Origin of the sequence: Paenibacillus sp. FSL L8-0435, assembly GCF_037965655.1 — a bacterium.
GTDB lineage: Bacteria > Bacillota > Bacilli > Paenibacillales > Paenibacillaceae > Paenibacillus.
Map to the genome: position 1 here is coordinate 351,382 of NZ_CP150185.1, position 18,113 is coordinate 369,494.

9 protein-coding genes, 17 tRNA genes and 3 rRNA genes are annotated in these 18,113 nt (G+C 48.4%); 25 read left to right on the top strand and 4 right to left on the bottom strand.

The features are described 5' to 3' along the window. Positions 1-114 precede the first annotated feature (114 nt). The 22 genes from NST33_RS01670 (at position 115) to NST33_RS01775 (ending at position 9,534) form a co-directional block, all read left to right on the top strand. Positions 115-1,329: an ornithine--oxo-acid transaminase gene (locus NST33_RS01670; protein ID WP_339306508.1), complete on the top strand. Its 1,215-nt coding sequence runs from the start codon at positions 115-117 to the stop codon at positions 1,327-1,329. After that, positions 1,326-2,291: an arginase gene (rocF, locus tag NST33_RS01675; protein WP_339306510.1), complete on the top strand. Its 966-nt coding sequence runs from the start codon at positions 1,326-1,328 to the stop codon at positions 2,289-2,291. The genes NST33_RS01670 and rocF overlap by 4 nt, the downstream gene beginning before the upstream one ends. Before the next feature lie 609 nt (positions 2,292-2,900). After that, positions 2,901-4,453 (top strand): 16S ribosomal RNA (locus NST33_RS01680). Positions 4,454-4,758: 305 nt separating this feature from the next. Further along, positions 4,759-7,686, top strand: a 23S ribosomal RNA gene (locus tag NST33_RS01685). Between the two features lie 75 nt (positions 7,687-7,761). Then, positions 7,762-7,878: ribosomal RNA gene (gene rrf, locus NST33_RS01690) — 5S ribosomal RNA — on the top strand. The 16S, 23S and 5S rRNA genes sit together here with 17 tRNA genes alongside, the layout of an rRNA operon. A 59-nt stretch (positions 7,879-7,937) precedes the next feature. Next, positions 7,938-8,011: transfer RNA gene (locus NST33_RS01695), tRNA-Ile, on the top strand. Between the two features lie 33 nt (positions 8,012-8,044). Then, a tRNA-Ala gene (locus NST33_RS01700) sits at positions 8,045-8,120 on the top strand. Between the two features lies 1 nt (position 8,121). Next, positions 8,122-8,197: transfer RNA gene (locus NST33_RS01705), tRNA-Asn, on the top strand. Between the two features lie 3 nt (positions 8,198-8,200). Continuing rightward, positions 8,201-8,292: transfer RNA gene (locus NST33_RS01710), tRNA-Ser, on the top strand. A 17-nt stretch (positions 8,293-8,309) separates the two neighbouring features. Beyond that, positions 8,310-8,381, top strand: a tRNA-Glu gene (locus NST33_RS01715). Between the two features lie 6 nt (positions 8,382-8,387). Further along, a tRNA-Val gene (locus NST33_RS01720) sits at positions 8,388-8,463 on the top strand. Between the two features lie 17 nt (positions 8,464-8,480). Continuing rightward, positions 8,481-8,554 (top strand) — tRNA-Met (locus tag NST33_RS01725). A gap of 26 nt (positions 8,555-8,580) precedes the next feature. Then, positions 8,581-8,658 (top strand) — tRNA-Asp (locus tag NST33_RS01730). 22 nt (positions 8,659-8,680) lie between these two features. Continuing rightward, positions 8,681-8,756: transfer RNA gene (locus NST33_RS01735), tRNA-Thr, on the top strand. A gap of 97 nt (positions 8,757-8,853) precedes the next feature. Beyond that, a tRNA-His gene (locus NST33_RS01740) sits at positions 8,854-8,929 on the top strand. Between the two features lie 11 nt (positions 8,930-8,940). Further along, a tRNA-Gln gene (locus NST33_RS01745) sits at positions 8,941-9,015 on the top strand. Between the two features lie 9 nt (positions 9,016-9,024). Further along, a tRNA-Lys gene (locus tag NST33_RS01750) sits at positions 9,025-9,100 on the top strand. A gap of 9 nt (positions 9,101-9,109) precedes the next feature. Further along, a tRNA-Leu gene (locus NST33_RS01755) sits at positions 9,110-9,196 on the top strand. Positions 9,197-9,204: 8 nt separating this feature from the next. Then, a tRNA-Gly gene (locus NST33_RS01760) sits at positions 9,205-9,279 on the top strand. Positions 9,280-9,285: 6 nt separating this feature from the next. Then, positions 9,286-9,362 (top strand) — tRNA-Arg (locus tag NST33_RS01765). Between the two features lie 15 nt (positions 9,363-9,377). Then, positions 9,378-9,451, top strand: a tRNA-Pro gene (locus NST33_RS01770). Positions 9,452-9,463: 12 nt separating this feature from the next. Then, positions 9,464-9,534: transfer RNA gene (locus NST33_RS01775), tRNA-Gly, on the top strand. 383 nt (positions 9,535-9,917) lie between these two features. Here NST33_RS01775 and NST33_RS01780 read toward each other — a convergent pair. Beyond that, positions 9,918-10,967 carry an ABC transporter substrate-binding protein gene (locus NST33_RS01780; protein WP_339306512.1) on the bottom strand — a complete coding sequence of 350 codons (1,050 nt, stop codon included), beginning with the start codon at positions 10,965-10,967 and terminating at the stop codon, positions 9,918-9,920. A 95-nt stretch (positions 10,968-11,062) separates the two neighbouring features. Beyond that, positions 11,063-12,745 carry a helix-turn-helix domain-containing protein gene (locus NST33_RS01785; protein ID WP_339306514.1) on the bottom strand — a complete coding sequence of 561 codons (1,683 nt, stop codon included), beginning with the start codon at positions 12,743-12,745 and terminating at the stop codon, positions 11,063-11,065. 147 nt (positions 12,746-12,892) lie between these two features. Between NST33_RS01785 and NST33_RS01790 the strand changes: the two genes are divergently transcribed. Continuing rightward, on the top strand, positions 12,893-13,318 hold the full coding sequence (locus tag NST33_RS01790; RefSeq protein WP_339306516.1) for a hypothetical protein: 426 nt from the start codon (positions 12,893-12,895) through the stop codon (positions 13,316-13,318). A 249-nt stretch (positions 13,319-13,567) separates the two neighbouring features. On the opposite strand, the gene NST33_RS01795 is transcribed toward NST33_RS01790, so the two are convergent. Together NST33_RS01795 and NST33_RS01800 are read right to left on the bottom strand one after the other, a co-directional pair. Continuing rightward, a complete protein-coding gene (locus NST33_RS01795) occupies positions 13,568-14,428 on the bottom strand; it encodes a hypothetical protein (RefSeq protein WP_339306518.1) in 861 nt (286 codons plus the stop codon). A 147-nt stretch (positions 14,429-14,575) separates the two neighbouring features. Beyond that, positions 14,576-15,484, bottom strand: coding sequence for a LysR family transcriptional regulator (locus NST33_RS01800; protein WP_076216600.1), 909 nt, complete (start codon positions 15,482-15,484; stop codon positions 14,576-14,578). A gap of 406 nt (positions 15,485-15,890) precedes the next feature. On the opposite strand from NST33_RS01800, the gene NST33_RS01805 reads away from it, so the two are divergent. Both NST33_RS01805 and NST33_RS01810 read left to right on the top strand, forming a co-directional pair. Then, positions 15,891-16,907, top strand: coding sequence for an ABC transporter ATP-binding protein (locus NST33_RS01805; RefSeq protein WP_221823770.1), 1,017 nt, complete (start codon positions 15,891-15,893; stop codon positions 16,905-16,907). A 70-nt stretch (positions 16,908-16,977) separates the two neighbouring features. Then, complete coding sequence (locus NST33_RS01810) at positions 16,978-18,051, top strand: ABC transporter substrate-binding protein (RefSeq protein ID WP_339306521.1); 1,074 nt, start codon at positions 16,978-16,980, stop codon at positions 18,049-18,051. Positions 18,052-18,113: the final 62 nt, after the last annotated feature.

Genomic DNA, 18,113 nt, shown 5'->3' on the forward strand with positions numbered 1-18,113 from the left:
AGGCTTGGAGTAGGCTGGAGTGGAAAAAGAGAGATGTAGTCGTAAATGGGGATGGCATCGCATACATTGTTATTGTATTTTGTATACAATATTTTGGAAAGGTGTTGGGTGTGTATGTCAGATTCCAAAATGTTAATTGATTGGTCGGAGCGTTATGCTGCACCTAATTATCATCCACTCCCTATTGTTATTGAACAGGCGGAAGGGGTATGGGTGGAAGACCCTGAAGGCTGCCGTTATATGGATATGTTAAGTGCATACTCTGCATTGAATCATGGTCACAGACATCCTGTGATCATACAGGCGCTCAAGGATCAGGCAGATCAAGTGACGCTGACATCTCGGGCATTCCATAGCAGCTCAGCTTCTCTTTTTTATCAAAAACTCTCACAATTCACGGGGAAATCGAAGATTCTCGCCATGAATACAGGAGCGGAAGCGGTGGAGACTGCGGTGAAGGCGGTACGTAGATGGGCTTATCGTTGCAAAGGTGTACCTGAGAATCAAGCCGAAATTATCGTATGCTCTGGTAACTTTCATGGAAGAACTCTGACGGTTACGTCCTTTTCTTCTTCGGCGGAGTATAAAAAAGATTTTGGACCGTTCACACCTGGATTCAGGATTATTCCCTATGGAGATATTGAAGCGCTGAAAAAGGCCATTACGCCAAATACGGCTGCTTTTCTTGTAGAGCCTATACAGGGCGAAGCTGGAATCGTTATCCCGCCTGCTGGATATTTGGCTGAAGCTTTTGCTCTGTGTAAGAGCCAGAAGGTGTTGACTGTATCTGATGAGATCCAGACCGGATTTGGAAGAACCGGTCGCCGCTTTGCCTCCGACTGGGAGGGTGTTGAACCAGACATCTGGATTATGGGCAAAGCGCTGGGGGGAGGAGTCATGCCAATCTCAGCTATCGCTGCTGATGCGGAGATACTTGATTTGTTTGAGCCGGGATCTCATGGTTCTACGTTTGGGGGTAACCCACTCGCATGCGCCGTGGCTATAGCAGCTCTGGAAGTTCTTGAGGATGAGAAGCTTGCCGAGCGATCGGAACGTCTGGGGAACTATTTTATGAAAAGACTTCGAGATATTCGCAGTTCAGCCATACGGGATATTCGGGGGAAAGGCTTATTTATTGGTGTTGAACTGCATGAACCGGCCCGCCCTTATTGTGAGCGTTTGATGTCTACTGGACTGCTGTGTAAAGAAACCCATGAGACAACCATTCGATTTGCTCCACCACTGACGATTAAAGAGTCCGAGATTGACTGGGCAATGGAGAGAATTGAGCAGGTTTTGATTAACAATGAGGGAGCTGACCCTACATGAAAAATGACGATGATGTCCATGGTGGAATAAAAGATACTTCTATTGATACAAGTCAAACATCTGTACGGCGTAATATTGCTATCATTAAGGTTCCTTTTGGACTCGGTGGAGCGAGAGGTGGAGCTGAGTTGGGGCCCGATGAATTGATTACAGCTGGACTGAAGCGGGAGATTGCGAGTCTTGGGCTAGTGCTCTCCAAAGAAGTGCGGGTAGATTGTCCTTCGGAACCTGCAGCCCCTACTGAGCGGAATCGGGTGAAATATTTAAACGAAGTACGGCAGGTCAGCGAGAATGTGTTTAATGAAGTATCTGTTGCGGTAGAGGAGGGGGCCTTTCCGCTTGTCCTTGGAGGAGATCATAGTGTAGCGATAGGTACTTTCGCCGGATTAACTGCGCATTATTCTAATTTGGGGGTGATCTGGTTTGATGCGCACGCAGACTTGAATACGGAAGAACGAAGCTTGTCCGGCAACATGCATGGGATGAGTGTGGCTGCTTCTTTGGGTCATACTGCATATAATCTGTCTCACATTGCTGGAGCAGGCGCATTTATAGATCCATCCAACTTGGTCTATATTGGTCTGCGTGATCTGGATGAGTATGAGAAGGAGCAGATTAAGGGACTGGGCATCCAAGCATTTACGATGCATGATATTGACAGGATGGGTATACAGCAAATTATTGAGCAAGCGATAGCTATAGCTGGAGAAGGAACGGATGGTATCCACGTTAGCTTTGACATGGACTGTCTGGATCCGCGTGAGGCTCCGGGGGTGGGCACACCTGTACCGGGTGGTCTGAATTACCGGGAGGCACATTACGCATTAGAACTACTTGCTTCCACGAATCAAGTTACGTCCATGGAACTGGTTGAGGTGAATCCGTTGTTGGATCACAATAGACACACGGCACGACTTGGTGTGGAACTGATTGCTTCGTTACTTGGTAAGCGTATATTGTAAGCACTGAGAAGTGAAGCGGAGTGTGTAAGCTGTGCCTGAGGAGTGTACTTTATTTATTATAGAAGGAAAGAAAAATATGATCTCTGAAAACCGGGCTAGTCACAATCAATTGTTCACTGCAATCGCAGTGGAAGTGGCTTCCCTGGTTATATTTAATGGATAAGTATATTAGAAGCGCCGTAATGAGGGTGCTGAGAGTTATTTCTATCGTACAGGAGCGTCAAATTGCATATGGTACCGATGTTGTAGGCGATTATTAATAATCAAAAAAGACTTGCAATGTAAATCTGTACATGGTATATTCTAATTCCGGCCAAGAAAACACGAGATACACGGTGCGGCAAGCGAATGAAATAAGCTTCGAAAGAAACTTAAAAAAAGCTTGCAAAGTTGGTTCGGACATGATATTATATAAGAGTTGCTGAAGAGAACGGCATTCGGTAACGAAATAAGTTTGATCTTTGAAAACTGAACAACGAGTGAGTAAACATTCTGCTTGCAGAATGAAAGCGAAAGTTGGAGACAAGCGTTGGCTTGGATCGACTGGAGCACAAATGAGATTTTTAATCTCGTCAGATTCAAAATGAGCTTATCGCTCTTTTCAATACTTTATTGGAGAGTTTGATCCTGGCTCAGGACGAACGCTGGCGGCATGCCTAATACATGCAAGTCGAGCGGACTTGAAGAGAAGCTTGCTTCTCTGATAGTTAGCGGCGGACGGGTGAGTAACACGTAGGCAACCTGCCCTCAAGTTTGGGACAACTACCGGAAACGGTAGCTAATACCGAATAATTGTTTTCTTCGCCTGAAGGAAACTGGAAAGACGGAGCAATCTGTCACTTGGGGATGGGCCTGCGGCGCATTAGCTAGTTGGTGGGGTAACGGCTCACCAAGGCGACGATGCGTAGCCGACCTGAGAGGGTGATCGGCCACACTGGGACTGAGACACGGCCCAGACTCCTACGGGAGGCAGCAGTAGGGAATCTTCCGCAATGGGCGAAAGCCTGACGGAGCAATGCCGCGTGAGTGATGAAGGTTTTCGGATCGTAAAGCTCTGTTGCCAGGGAAGAACGCTTGGGAGAGTAACTGCTCTCAAGGTGACGGTACCTGAGAAGAAAGCCCCGGCTAACTACGTGCCAGCAGCCGCGGTAATACGTAGGGGGCAAGCGTTGTCCGGAATTATTGGGCGTAAAGCGCGCGCAGGCGGTCATTTAAGTCTGGTGTTTAATCCCGGGGCTCAACCCCGGATCGCACTGGAAACTGGGTGACTTGAGTGCAGAAGAGGAGAGTGGAATTCCACGTGTAGCGGTGAAATGCGTAGATATGTGGAGGAACACCAGTGGCGAAGGCGACTCTCTGGGCTGTAACTGACGCTGAGGCGCGAAAGCGTGGGGAGCAAACAGGATTAGATACCCTGGTAGTCCACGCCGTAAACGATGAGTGCTAGGTGTTAGGGGTTTCGATACCCTTGGTGCCGAAGTTAACACATTAAGCACTCCGCCTGGGGAGTACGGTCGCAAGACTGAAACTCAAAGGAATTGACGGGGACCCGCACAAGCAGTGGAGTATGTGGTTTAATTCGAAGCAACGCGAAGAACCTTACCAGGTCTTGACATCTGAATGACCGGTGCAGAGATGTACCTTTTCTTCGGAACATTCAAGACAGGTGGTGCATGGTTGTCGTCAGCTCGTGTCGTGAGATGTTGGGTTAAGTCCCGCAACGAGCGCAACCCTTATATTTAGTTGCCAGCACTTCGGGTGGGCACTCTAGATAGACTGCCGGTGACAAACCGGAGGAAGGTGGGGATGACGTCAAATCATCATGCCCCTTATGACCTGGGCTACACACGTACTACAATGGCCGGTACAACGGGCTGCGAAATCGCGAGATGGAGCCAATCCCAACAAAGCCGGTCTCAGTTCGGATTGCAGGCTGCAACTCGCCTGCATGAAGTCGGAATTGCTAGTAATCGCGGATCAGCATGCCGCGGTGAATACGTTCCCGGGTCTTGTACACACCGCCCGTCACACCACGAGAGTTTATAACACCCGAAGTCGGTGGGGTAACCGCAAGGAGCCAGCCGCCGAAGGTGGGATAGATGATTGGGGTGAAGTCGTAACAAGGTAGCCGTATCGGAAGGTGCGGCTGGATCACCTCCTTTCTATGGAGAATCGTTTCCCGAGTGGAAACATTCAAATACGCAGCTTAGCTGCAAAACACTCACTCGTTGCTCAGTTTTGAGAGCTCAAACTCTCAAACAGCTTGCTTTTGCATGGAGCTTGTTCTTTGAAAACTAGATATCGAAACGAAACAAACGCGAATTAGAACATTCCTTTTTAGCTGAACTTGTGTTAAACAAGTTTAAATAAAAACGGTAGATTGCACGTACGATGGTATCGGGTGAGAGCGACTTTTGGCTTTGCGCAAGCAAAACAAGGGAAGCGAGCAGTCGAAACCGGAGCACGAGGTTAAGCTACTAAGAGCACACGGAGGATGCCTAGGCGCTAGGAGCCGATGAAGGACGTGGCGAACAACGAAACTGCCTCGGGGAGCTGTAAGCAAGCTTTGATCCGGGGGTGTCCGAATGGGGAAACCCAGCTGGGGTAATTTCCAGTTACTCATAACTGAATACATAGGTTATGTAGAGGCATACCAGGGGAACTGAAACATCTAAGTACCCTGAGGAAGAGAAAACAATAGTGATTCCGTCAGTAGCGGCGAGCGAACGCGGAGAAGCCCAAACCAGAGAGCTTGCTCTTTGGGGTTGTGGGACGTCTCACATGGAGTTACAAAGGAACCGGTTAAGCGAAGAGGTCTGGAAAGGCCCGCCAAAGAAGGTAAAAGCCCTGTAATTGAAAGTCTGTTCCCTCCGAGACGGATCCCGAGTAGTGCGGGGCACGTGAAACCCCGTATGAATCCGGCAGGACCATCTGCCAAGGCTAAATACTTCCTAGCGACCGATAGTGAAGCAGTACCGTGAGGGAAAGGTGAAAAGCACCCCGGAAGGGGAGTGAAATAGAACCTGAAACCGTGTGCTTACAAAAAGTCAGAGCCCGTTTTAGGGGTGATGGCGTGCCTTTTGTAGAATGAACCGGCGAGTTACGTTCCCGTGCAAGGTTAAGGTGAAGAGCCGGAGCCGCAGCGAAAGCGAGTCTGAATAGGGCGATGTAGTACGTGGACGTAGACCCGAAACCGGGTGATCTACCCCTGTCCAGGGTGAAGGTGCGGTAACACGCACTGGAGGCCCGAACCCACGCATGTTGAAAAATGCGGGGATGAGGTGGGGGTAGCGGAGAAATTCCAATCGAACTCGGAGATAGCTGGTTCTCCCCGAAATAGCTTTAGGGCTAGCCTCGGAAAACAGAGTCGTGGAGGTAGAGCACTGATTGGGTGCGGGGCCCGCAAGGGTTACCAAGCTCAGTCAAACTCCGAATGCCATAGACTTACTTCCGGGAGTCAGACAGTGAGTGCTAAGATCCATTGTCAAAAGGGAAACAGCCCAGACCATCAGCTAAGGTCCCCAAGTGTGTGTTAAGTGGGAAAGGATGTGGAGTTGCACAGACAACCAGGATGTTGGCTTAGAAGCAGCCACCATTGAAAGAGTGCGTAATAGCTCACTGGTCGAGTGACTCTGCGCCGAAAATGTAACGGGGCTAAACACACCACCGAAGCTATGGCTTGATGCTTTGCATCAGGGGTAGGGGAGCGTTGTATAAGGGTTGAAGGTGTACCGTAAGGAGCGCTGGACATTATACAAGTGAGAATGCCGGTATGAGTAACGAAAAGATCAGTGAGAATCTGATCCGCCGAAAGCCTAAGGGTTCCTGAGGAAGGCTCGTCCGCTCAGGGTAAGTCGGGACCTAAGGCGAGGCCGAAAGGCGTAGTCGAAGGACAACAGGTCGAAATTCCTGTACCACCGTAAGCCGTTATGAGCAATGGGGGGACGCAGTAGGGTAGTGACGCGGACTGATGGATGTCCGTCTAAGCAGTGAGGCTGATGTGTAGGCAAATCCGCACATTGTAAGGCTGAGCTGTGATGGGGAGCGAAAATTACAGTAGCGAAGGTCATGATCTCACACTGCCAAGAAAAGCCTCTAGCCAGGTGATGGTGCCCGTACCGCAAACCGACACAGGTAGGCGAGAAGAGTATTCTAAGGCGCGCGGAAGAACTCTCGTTAAGGAACTCGGCAAAATGACCCCGTAACTTCGGGAGAAGGGGTGCCCCGGTAGTGTGAATAGCACGAGGGGGCCGCAGTGAAAAGGCCCAAGCGACTGTTTAGCAAAAACACAGGTCTGTGCGAAGCCGTAAGGCGAAGTATACGGGCTGACGCCTGCCCGGTGCTGGAAGGTTAAGGGGAGTGGTTAGGGAGTAATCCCGAAGCTGTGAACCGAAGCCCCAGTAAACGGCGGCCGTAACTATAACGGTCCTAAGGTAGCGAAATTCCTTGTCAGGTAAATTCTGACCCGCACGAATGGCGTAACGACTTGGGCGCTGTCTCAACGAGAGATCCGGTGAAATTTTAATACCTGTGAAGATGCAGGTTACCCGCGACAAGACGGAAAGACCCCATGGAGCTTTACTGCAGCTTGATATTGAATTTGGGTACGATCTGTACAGGATAGGTGGGAGCCTTTGAAGTGTGAGCGCCAGCTTGCATGGAGGCAACGTTGGGATACCACCCTGATCGTATCTAGGTTCTAACCTGGTACCGTAATCCGGTGCGGGGACAGTGTCAGGTGGGCAGTTTGACTGGGGCGGTCGCCTCCTAAAGAGTAACGGAGGCGCCCAAAGGTTCCCTCAGAATGGTTGGAAATCATTCGAAGAGTGCAAAGGCATAAGGGAGCTTGACTGCGAGACCTACAAGTCGAGCAGGGACGAAAGTCGGGCTTAGTGATCCGGTGGTACCGCATGGAAGGGCCATCGCTCAACGGATAAAAGCTACCCTGGGGATAACAGGCTTATCTCCCCCAAGAGTCCACATCGACGGGGAGGTTTGGCACCTCGATGTCGGCTCATCGCATCCTGGGGCTGAAGTAGGTCCCAAGGGTTGGGCTGTTCGCCCATTAAAGCGGTACGCGAGCTGGGTTCAGAACGTCGTGAGACAGTTCGGTCCCTATCTGTCGTGGGCGTAGGAAATTTGAGAGGAGCTGTCCTTAGTACGAGAGGACCGGGATGGACGTACCGCTGGTGTACCAGTTGTTCCGCCAGGAGCACCGCTGGGTAGCTATGTACGGACGGGATAAACGCTGAAAGCATCTAAGCGTGAAGCCCCCCTCAAGATGAGATTTCCCAGTATGTAAGACCCCTTGAAGACGACGAGGTAGATAGGCTGGGGGTGGAAGTGCAGCAATGCATGGAGCTGACCAGTACTAATCGGTCGAGGGCTTATCCAATAGCAAGTGATAATTCGCATGTTTCGTTTCGAATCTAGTTTTCAGAGAACAACACTCTGAAATGTAAGCTACGCGTTTGGTGGCGATGGCGGAGGGGTTCCACACGTACCCATCCCGAACACGACCGTTAAGCCCTCTAGCGCCGATGGTACTTGGACCGCAGGGTCCTGGGAGAGTAGGACGCCGCCAAGCGATTTCCCTTTGGGGTATTTTTTTTGCCCCCCTTGCAAAGGAATAAGGGATATATATTAGGGCCCTTAGCTCAGTTGGTTAGAGCGCACCTCTGATAAGGGTGAGGCCGGTGGTTCGAGTCCACCAGGGCCCATAGCAAGACCACAACAAGAAATACACAGAGTATGGGGCCATAGCTCAGCTGGGAGAGCGCCTGCCTTGCAAGCAGGAGGTCAGCGGTTCGATCCCGCTTGGCTCCACCATTCCCTGATAGCTCAGTTGGTAGAGCACTCGACTGTTAATCGAGTTGTCACAGGTTCGAGCCCTGTTCGGGGAGCCATATGGAGAGGTGTCCGAGCTGGCCGAAGGAGCACGATTGGAAATCGTGTAGGCGTCACAAGCGTCTCGAGGGTTCGAATCCCTCTCTCTCCGCCAGATAATTTTTTTAGCACGGCCCGTTGGTCAAGGGGTTAAGACACCTCCCTTTCACGGAGGTAACAGGGGTTCGAATCCCCTACGGGTCATATTATGGAGGCTTAGCTCAGCTGGGAGAGCATCTGCCTTACAAGCAGAGGGTCGGGGGTTCGATCCCCTCAGCCTCCACCATATAAACTTTATAACGACGCGGGGTGGAGCAGCCCGGTAGCTCGTCGGGCTCATAACCCGAAGGCCGCAGGTTCAAATCCTGCCCCCGCAATTATACTTTCCTTGAGAAAGTGATCTGGAACCGTGGTGTAGTTGGCCTAACATGCCTGCCTGTCACGCAGGAGATCGCGGGTTCGAATCCCGTCGGTTCCGCCATTTTTAATTAAATATACACCGTGCCGGTGTAGCTCAACTGGTAGAGCAACTGACTTGTAATCAGTAGGTTGGGGGTTCAAGTCCTCTCGCCGGCACCATTTTTAGTATTTACATCTGAATTTGTGATAGAATGTATATTATAGATGCAGTTGTTAATACTAAGATACTCTTAGTGGATGAATGGCTTACTCTATGGCGGTCGTGGCGAAGTGGTTAACGCACCGGTTTGTGGATCCGGCATTCGGGGGTTCAATTCCCCTCGATCGCCCCATGATTTTTTATTGGGGATTAGCCAAGCGGTAAGGCAACGGACTTTGACTCCGTCATGCATAGGTTCAAATCCTATATCCCCAGCCATTTCATTACGAGTCATTAGCTCAGTTGGTAGAGCACCTGACTTTTAATCAGGGTGTCGAAGGTTCGAGCCCTTCATGACTCACCATTATATTTTGCGGTCGTGGCGGAATTGGCAGACGCGCACGGTTCAGGTCCGTGTGGGCTAACCCCCGTGGAGGTTCGAGTCCTCTCGACCGCACCATATGTTTTGCGGAAGTGGCTCAGCGGTAGAGCATCGCCTTGCCAAGGCGAGGGTCGCGGGTTCGATTCCCGTCTTCCGCTCCAATATTTGCGCCCTTAGCTCAGCTGGATAGAGCGTTTGACTACGAATCAAAAGGCCGGGAGTTCGAATCTCTCAGGGCGCGCCATTTTCTCATAAGTATCGGGATGTAGCTCAGCTTGGTAGAGCACCTGGTTTGGGACCAGGGGGTCGCATGTTCAAATCGTGTCATCCCGATTTTTTTTATTTGCGGGTGTAGTTCAATGGTAGAACTTTAGCCTTCCAAGCTAATAGCGTGGGTTCGATTCCCATCACCCGCTTCCTAGTAACATATAGAAGAGCCTTTGCTTATAGCAAGGGCTTTTTTTGCGTTAAAAAGAATCAAGTGTGATCTATTTAAAATAGGGCCAATTGTCATTTGATTAAGGATGAAGCGGAAAAATATAAGGATTTCTTTATTGGATTTAATCCTGTACCTGTAGAGAAAGTGGCTAATACGTTTATCCAGAGTGCACTTGGGATCGAAACAGCCCAAAACTTTAAAATATATTAAAAGCCTGATGTGAATGAAGAATTAAAGAATTACTGGAATGAAGAATTGCTGAATGAGACCATTTGGAATATTAAATATAAAGGAGATTCACCGAAAATTCGGTGGATCTCCTTTTGTTTGTTGTGGATGAAACAGACGGTACGTTTACTATTATGGAGCAGGTAGTCCAAGAACTTCGAGCATTTCATTACGTTTGAGCGATTCGGCAATGGGGCCGTCAATAAGCCATTTCTTAGCATTGAGGACATAGACATGACCATTTTGGACAGCGGGTAGGCTTTTCCATACTTGGAGTTGCTGGATTTCGTTGAGTTCATCTTTTGTTTTTTGCAACGCTTCAGCTGACCCATCTGAGCTAATGGACACGATAAACAGATAGTCTGCTTTGATTTCAGGCAAAAGCTCAACCGAGATACTGGCATTCATCCGATCCGGATTCTCGGCCTCAAGTTTGGTAACGAGAGCGTCGGGAGTGAATCCAATTTCATAACCCGCTCCTACATAACTGGAAGCTGGGAATGGCGTGGATGGAATGGACGAGAAGAACAAACGCATATCATTCTCTTCCAGGCGCAGGAATGCAGCTGTAGGTTGGGTCTTGGTGATATTCGCTGCGAGCTTCTGGGCTTCAGTTACCTGATCTTTATTTTTTTGTAAAAGCTGTTCAGCCCGCTCTTCAATATCCAGTGCAGTAGCTACCTGCACGATAGATTCCTGCCAATTACGGCGATCATAAGTGATCGTTGGCGCGATCTTCTCGAGTTGTTCGAGAATTTTGGCATCCAAACTGGCATTGGCAATAATGAGGTCCGGATTGGCGCTGACTACAGCTTCAAAATTGACACTTTCATTGATGGGTTCGATAGCCACGCCTTGGGCTTCAAGTTGCTCGTTCAGGTAATCTTGCCGGCCAATAGGTGTTGCAAGTACCAGTGGTACCTCCAAGGAGAGGAGAATATCCTCCATATTAATGGACACAATCCGTTCAGGGTGTGCCGGGATTTCTTTGCTGCCATTGGCGCTCTTCACAGTCTTAGTAGCTGATTCAGTGGATGAGCCTCCATCTGTCCCCGCAGCTGATTTCACGCCATCCGCAGATTGCTTCGAAGTGCTTGCAGGTGTCTGTCCACACGCAACAAGTAACATGGCGAGTATGAACAGGATCCCCGTTATTTTGACATAATGCTGTTTGTACATCATAAATCCCCCTGTGTTTCTATTGATATTGATTCTCAGTACACTTTATATTGTAGCGGTCTCATGTTGGGGGAGACATAGCCTTCTGTGCTATCCGGTCATGGATTAATGTGCTGAGTTCCACCAAAAAGTTTGATTGTTTCATCGATGATCTGATCGTGGGCATACGGCGAATAATCCAACCACGGCATTTCATCTAGCAGATATACATACTGGTTTTTCACGGGCATCAAATCTTGCCATAGCTGAGTCTGTTGTAGTTTATGCCAGCGTTGCTGGGATTCTGAGTCCGGGTCCACAATCAGTAACATGCGATCTCCAACCATTTGAGGCAACTCCTGTTCATCCAGTGCACGATAGACTTGCCCTGGAAGCAGATCGTGTGAAGGGGACCCCCCCAGGTCGTTATATAGAACAGCGCCCCCATTGCGTCGCCCGTAGATTAACAGGTGGCCCATCATGATATGAATGATGGAGACCGTATCCTTACCTATAAGATGACTAAGCTGCTCTTTGGCATGGGCTACTTTGTCATCATACTGTTCCAACCATAGCTGAGCTTCTTGTTGCTGTCCCACAATGGAGGCAACTTGTACGAAGTGTTCCCGCCAGCTCAATCCTTTCCATGGGATAACGATGGTAGGAGCAATTCGCTGCAGCGTTCTTTTTAACGTATGGGCTTCGTACTCATTACAGAGTATGAGGTCCGGGCTCGCTTGCATCAACAACTCAACGTTGGTTTGCCAGATACGAGGATTCATTCGTTTGCTACGTCCCAGATGATAAGGGATATTGGAGAAAAAAAGATTCCTGTGTTGATCCCGTCGGTTATCGATTAATGCCGCATGGGGTATGATCTGTAATGCCAGCAGATGGCCGGTGGTTCCAAAGGAAAGGGCAGCGATTTTACTGCGTTTCTGCCGTTGATAGGTGGATGGAGACACGCCAACATATTTTTTGAATTTGCGACTAAAGTAAAACTCGTCCTGATAACCAACCTGTGAGGCGATATGTTTGATAGTCTGGCCGGGAACGAGCAGCATCTCTTTGGCCCTATCCATGCGGATACTATTCACATATTCCATGGGACTGATGCCAGTCCGGTTTTTGAATACCCTCGAATAGTGCCATACACTCATACCTGCCACTCCGGCAAGAACTTCCCGAGAAAGATGCTCAGCATATCCAAGCTCAATAAGTTCAAGCGTTTGATCCAAAGCAGAGGTGTGTTCGGAATCTCCTATTGCACTCTCTTTGGGAGGAGCATACACATGGGTCAACAATTCATGCATCAAAGTCTGAATACGAAATGGACGATTTTCTTGAGGTACAGAGATGCATTCATGGAGCTGTGAGGCAATTCTGGTACATTCCTGAAAAAGTTCGTGCGGTAACTCATCGGCATAAGCCGAACGAAGTAACCCTATTTGGTATACCTCCATTACAGTAGATCCAGAAGTGGTTTTGTTCATATCTGAAATGGGCTTTAACAGATCAAAATATATCGCGAGTCCCTGTAAAGGATGAACTTCATCCGTTGTATATTCTATCGCTGTTCCTGGCAGGATCAGATACATTTTGCCGAGTGTGGCATGATTCAGCCTGTGCCCAATACGAATATCGGCTTCACCGCCAGTACAGATGAGCAGAAGATGTGAGTCCGTTAATACGAATGGGGGAAGAAAAGACGCTTGATTGAGAACTTCGGATGTTTTGAATCTTGCATATAGGTCACGGGTATGGTCACCGTTAGATATCAGTGGAAAGACTTGCAAAGTCACCAGAATCCCTCCTTAACTTACAATAGTAACATTACATAGGATGTATTTGAGAATAATTATCAATTATCGCATATTGTCATTCAAATAAGAAGTCCATATGATAATATGAAATGATATACAGAAGAGAAAGCGAGGGGGGTATATAGAATGTGGTTTATACTTGGTTTTATTATCTTAGTTTCGATATTTGGTATTCGAACGACGAGTCGATCCAATAAACTAAAACAGCAGTTCGGATCAAGGTTACATGCAGTAGGGATTCATCAGTCAGGGCTTCCACAAGTTGCGGAAGGCAGGCGGGTGGATGTGCTGATAGGTAATGGGAACTTATATATTCAAAGTGGTCAGCAAACGTTTGAACTCTCATTAAGAAAAATCGGGAGTGCAGGATATCCAAAAAGAACAGGCAGCTCAAATTCGAGAAATTATCTCGTAATACACTACGAGATGAATGGTAGGGTACGTCCGATAGTATTAAGATTTATGAAGCCTGCGCACGCTAAAGCATTTCTATGGGAAATCGAGGGTCAGCTATTCACGCAAAACTCAAGTGATGGATTTATAAGACTGTAGAAATTCTGATCATTGAACCACGTAACCCTCCACTATAAATTGAATTGAAACAGGTTACCGAGTTGGAAAATAGCCAATACATATTTACCTTGATCCAAACCGTTGAGCGAATAACCAGTAAAATCTCAACTGATGTTAATCGTAGAATTACTTAAATAACAGATCATTTAATTCACTACGCAAAAACAAGCTCCTCTCCTACGATGTACGCAGGAAGAGGAGCTTGTTTTTTTAGCCAAGAGCTAGCGATTAATATCTTTGCAGAATGGTTTGTGTTTTCAAGCCATCAGCCGGAATCAGCCAGTTGTTGTTCTCCAGCAATTGCAGCAGTTGGGTACGCAGTCCGGATACGGCTACAGCATCATCAGTTTTGAACGAAACCTCTACGATATTCTCAATACCTGTACCTGCTGCGTCACGAATCGGCCATACTTCGAGTGTAAGCTCTTGACCATTCCATGTACCTTCATAACGTTGGAATGTGATTGGACCATATGCACGGGATTGTGTAAGCTGCTGTTTACCCCAGTTGGAGGAAGTCCAGCTTTTCAATTTGCCTGGAAGCTTGTCCAGTAACATGTTCAAGGCTTCTTGCTGCGAAGGAAGTTGAACACCTGTCGCTTTGGTATCGACTTTTTTGGTGTTGGAGAAGCTTAAGGTTTGTTTGCCATATCCCCAATCAATCTCAGCCTCGTAATTATCATCTGATTTATCAAAACCCTCTTGATTAGCCAGAGTCAGTGCTGCATTGATGTCGCCATTGATCACAGGGTAACGTTTTTTATAAGTCAATTCGTAGTTATTCTTGTCATCCTTTTTGCGAAAACGAACGTTCCATCCTTGTTGATCCAATCCGAGCGCATTGGTATCGAAGTACTCTACGTTAATGTTTCTTGGCGTGGAACTCAGGCCGAGTGTCTGAATCACTTCACTGCGTGGAGTCCCATCTGTATTCAATACAAGCTCCGGCTTGGCCAGAAACTTCACTTCATAAGCAGGAACGGCATTGGCAGCAGCTGAAGCCTGGGGTGCTCCCAGAAATGTCATTCCACTTCCCAATGTTACGATGCTCAGCATCAATGAGGCGGTTACCTTTTTCCACTTTTTCAAAACCCATCACTCTCCTAATCTGGATTAGCGTACAGACTCAACTTTATCGCCCGAGTATCTGAAAGCGATTAAAGGGAAGCGCACATTGCGTTAACCCTGCATAGATTTGATGAATGGCAAACGATAGTTTATAGCGGATCAGGGCAATCAGCCATGGAAAATGGGGAAGCCATGACTCACCTCTCGCAGCACTTCTTTGAAACGGTTTACCTGAACGGAAGGGTGGCGGTCCTTGTTATGTACGGTGTATATATGGCGCGGTGCCTGCTCTCCCGGAATGGGAAGAACTTGAATGAGCCCGTGCTGTTCCTCCCACTGTACCGCCATCCGAGACATGAATGAGACATGCCCTCCGATTAACACGAGCTGTTTGATCGCTTCCAGGGAATCCATCTCCACGGTGCTCCGCAAACGAATGTCATGTTGCGTGAGCCATTGGTTGGTTAACCGTCTAGTACTGGATTCATCGCCATGTAGGGCAAAAGGAATCTGAGCAATATGATCAGGTGTTAATGCATCCTTCTGGGCCAACCCATGTTGTGGAGAACAGATCAATACCAGATCGTCTTCACACAGCGTCTCAGCTTGCAGGGCGGGTCCAACAAATGGCTCGGAAGAGATCACGCCCAGATCAATCTGATGCCGAATTAACATCTCGCGAATAACAGGTGATGGTTTGACGGATAGGACGATACGAATGCCCGGGAATTCCTGAGAAAAGGTATTGAGTATGGTTGGCAGCAAATATGTGGCCGGTACATAGCTTGCCCCAATGTGCAGGGTGCCCCGGTAGAGACTGTCATATTCCTTCACTACCCGCCTTGCCTCTTGGGTCAAAGCATTGATTTTGACGGAATAGTGAAGCAAAGCCTGTCCGGCTTCGGTTAAAAATGTCTTTCCACTACGCGATTCAAATAATCGCACACCCATCTCTTCTTCCAATGACTTCATATGAAATGTAACGGTAGGTTGTTTGATCCCCAGTAACTCGGCCACGCTTGTCATGTGATGATGTTTGTCGATCAGCTCAACAATTTGTAGTTTGATCAGATTCAATGTCCCAACACTCCTCTCACTTCTACTAGCCCCAATATATAAGATGATCTAATGTTTTCATAAAGACGGAGAGTACAGAACCAATCTGAAGAAGCGAAGCCAAAAGCTTTCTGGAAGAAAGCTGCTTCGGAAGCATAAGCTTCGCCTTTATCCCCGGATTTCTCCCTTCATAAAGGGAATATAAGAAATCTGGGGATAACAGCGATCGGAAGATGGTGCTGTAATCGGAGCGACAACATGAAAATTTATTTAGTTCACCTACTATAGATTTAATCTATGAACATCAACAGAATTCATCTAAAAAGTTAATTCCAATTTTACATACAAGACATACAACTCGCGAAAGCGGACGTTAGACTGAGAACAGTGCAAGAGATCAAGTAACAGAAGACAGGCAGGGATGCTTATGAAATTAGAGATAACGGGAATTCAAAAATCATTTAATCAAACACCCGCACTGCTGCCGACAGATCTAACGCTTGAACATGGAAAGTTCACGACCCTGCTCGGCCCATCGGGCTGTGGCAAAACAACATTGCTGCGCATGTTGGCCGGGCTGGAACAGCCGGACGCGGGGGAGATTCGGGCAGATGGTCAGTGTATCTACTCTGCGGCGAAGCGGATTGATATACCAACACACAAGCGTAATCTGGGCATGGTGTTTCAGGATTTTGCATTATGGCCGCATATGACCGTATACGAAAATGTAGCGTTTGGCCTGAAGGCCGGAAAACAGAAATCTGATCTGCGGCAAAAGGTGAACGAAGCACTTGGCATGGTTCGCCTGCAAGGCATGGAAGATCGATATCCTCATCAGTTGTCTGGTGGACAGCAGCAACGGGTTGCTTTTGCCAGAGCCGTAGCCGTCAGACCTGGTGTGATCCTGTTCGATGAGCCACTGAGTGCACTGGATGCTGTACTTCGGGAAGAGATGCGGATTGAGATGATGTCTTTGGTACGAGACATGGGACTGACTGCGCTGTACGTCACACATGATCAGATTGAAGCGATGTCGATGTCGGATGAGATTGTGGTGATGCAGAAGGGGCGGATATTGCAAAAGGGAAGCCCGGAAACGATCTACTCGGCGCCAAGTGATCCGTATGTCGCTTCGTTTATCGGAAAGTCCAACTGGCTCACGCCTAATCAATCGATGGTGCGACCAGAGCATGTCACCTGGAACAAAACAGGTCATGATGATCTGTGTTATCCGGGGACGGTACTTAGTGTCAGCTATGTAGGTGAGCGTTATGAAGTACGAGTGCAGATGGAAGGGCTGGGCGTATGGACAGCCTATATGAACCAAAGGGTGCGCGTCGGGGAGCGGGTGCAGCTCTATGTAACCCCTGAGCAGATATGCCGAATGGACGGTTATGACCACCCGAGTGTGAAGCAGAACGAAGCAATCGCAGTGGCATACTAAATTATTGAACGAGCACGCAGTTGGAAGCAGGAGTACACATTTTATAAGAAACCAGGGGAGATGGACGAATATGTTGGGTATGAAAACACGGAAAAAGAGCGCAATGCTGTTATTAACAGCGGTAATGAGTATCAGTTTGTTCGGATGTAGCACAGGGAACTCGACCACAGGCAACGCGGCACAACCTGCAGGTGAAGGAAACACAGCAGCGGCGGCGGAAACAACGAAACCGGCTGGCGGCAAGTTGGTATTGTACAGTGCTGGCCCACAGAAGCTGGCGGATAATATCGTGAGCGGATTTACAGACAAAACAGGGATCGAAGTTGAGATGTTCCAGGGAACGACAGGCAAAATTTTGGCTCGTATGGAAGCAGAGAAATCCAATCCGGTTGCAGACGTTGTGATTCTGGCTTCCTTGCCTTCCGCACAGGCTCTGAAAGCCGATGGACTGACTATGCCTTACCCCGAAGCAGCCAATGCAGACAAGCTGAACAAGGATTGGTCGGATGCAGAGGGCAACTATTTTAGCAGCAGTGCTTCTGCACTGGGTATTGTATATAACACCAAACTGGTATCTACACCACCAACAAGTTGGGCAGAGCTCGCAACGCCTGCGTGGAAAGATGCAGTGAACATTCCCGACCCTACATTATCAGGTTCAGCACTCGACTTCATCACAGGATACCTGAGTGTGAATGGTGAAAAAGGATGGGATCTGCTGAGTGCCTATAAAGCGAATGGTGTAGCGATGGCAGGCGCCAATCAGGAAGCATTGGATCCGGTCATTACGGGTGCTAAAAGCATCGTAGCGGCAGGTGTGGACTACATGGCGTATTCCTCCAAGGCAAAAGGCGAACCACTGGATATCGTATATCCTGAGGAAGGCACGGTAATCAGCCCAAGACCGGCAGCGATTCTGAAATCCAGCCCAAATGTAGAGAACGCCAAAGCGTTCATTGATTACCTGTTATCCGATGAAGCACAGAAGCTCGTTGCAGATGCCTATCTGATTCCGGGCCGTGAAGACATTGAAGCGACTAACCGTGCCAATGTGAAGGATATCCCACAACTCAAAGTGGATTGGAACTGGATGAGCGAACATGGCGAAGAGACAGCGGCGCGTTTTTCCGAGACTTTTAAATAATAGGATAGAGACAACTAGGCAAAAGGAATACCTGCTGTCTGTGGAAAGTCATGTGAGGTGAA

Excerpts from the sequence above, each read along its gene's own strand:
- NST33_RS01670 (WP_339306508.1), top strand. The coding sequence starts at position 115 with ATGTCAGATTCCAAAATGTTAATTGATTGGTCGGAGCGTTATGCTGCA.
- rocF (WP_339306510.1), top strand. The coding sequence starts at position 1,326 with ATGAAAAATGACGATGATGTCCATGGTGGAATAAAAGATACTTCTATT.
- NST33_RS01780 (WP_339306512.1), bottom strand. The coding sequence starts at position 10,967 with ATGATGTACAAACAGCATTATGTCAAAATAACGGGGATCCTGTTCATA.
- NST33_RS01790 (WP_339306516.1), top strand. The coding sequence starts at position 12,893 with ATGTGGTTTATACTTGGTTTTATTATCTTAGTTTCGATATTTGGTATT.
- NST33_RS01805 (WP_221823770.1), top strand. The coding sequence starts at position 15,891 with ATGAAATTAGAGATAACGGGAATTCAAAAATCATTTAATCAAACACCC.
- NST33_RS01810 (WP_339306521.1), top strand. The coding sequence starts at position 16,978 with ATGTTGGGTATGAAAACACGGAAAAAGAGCGCAATGCTGTTATTAACA.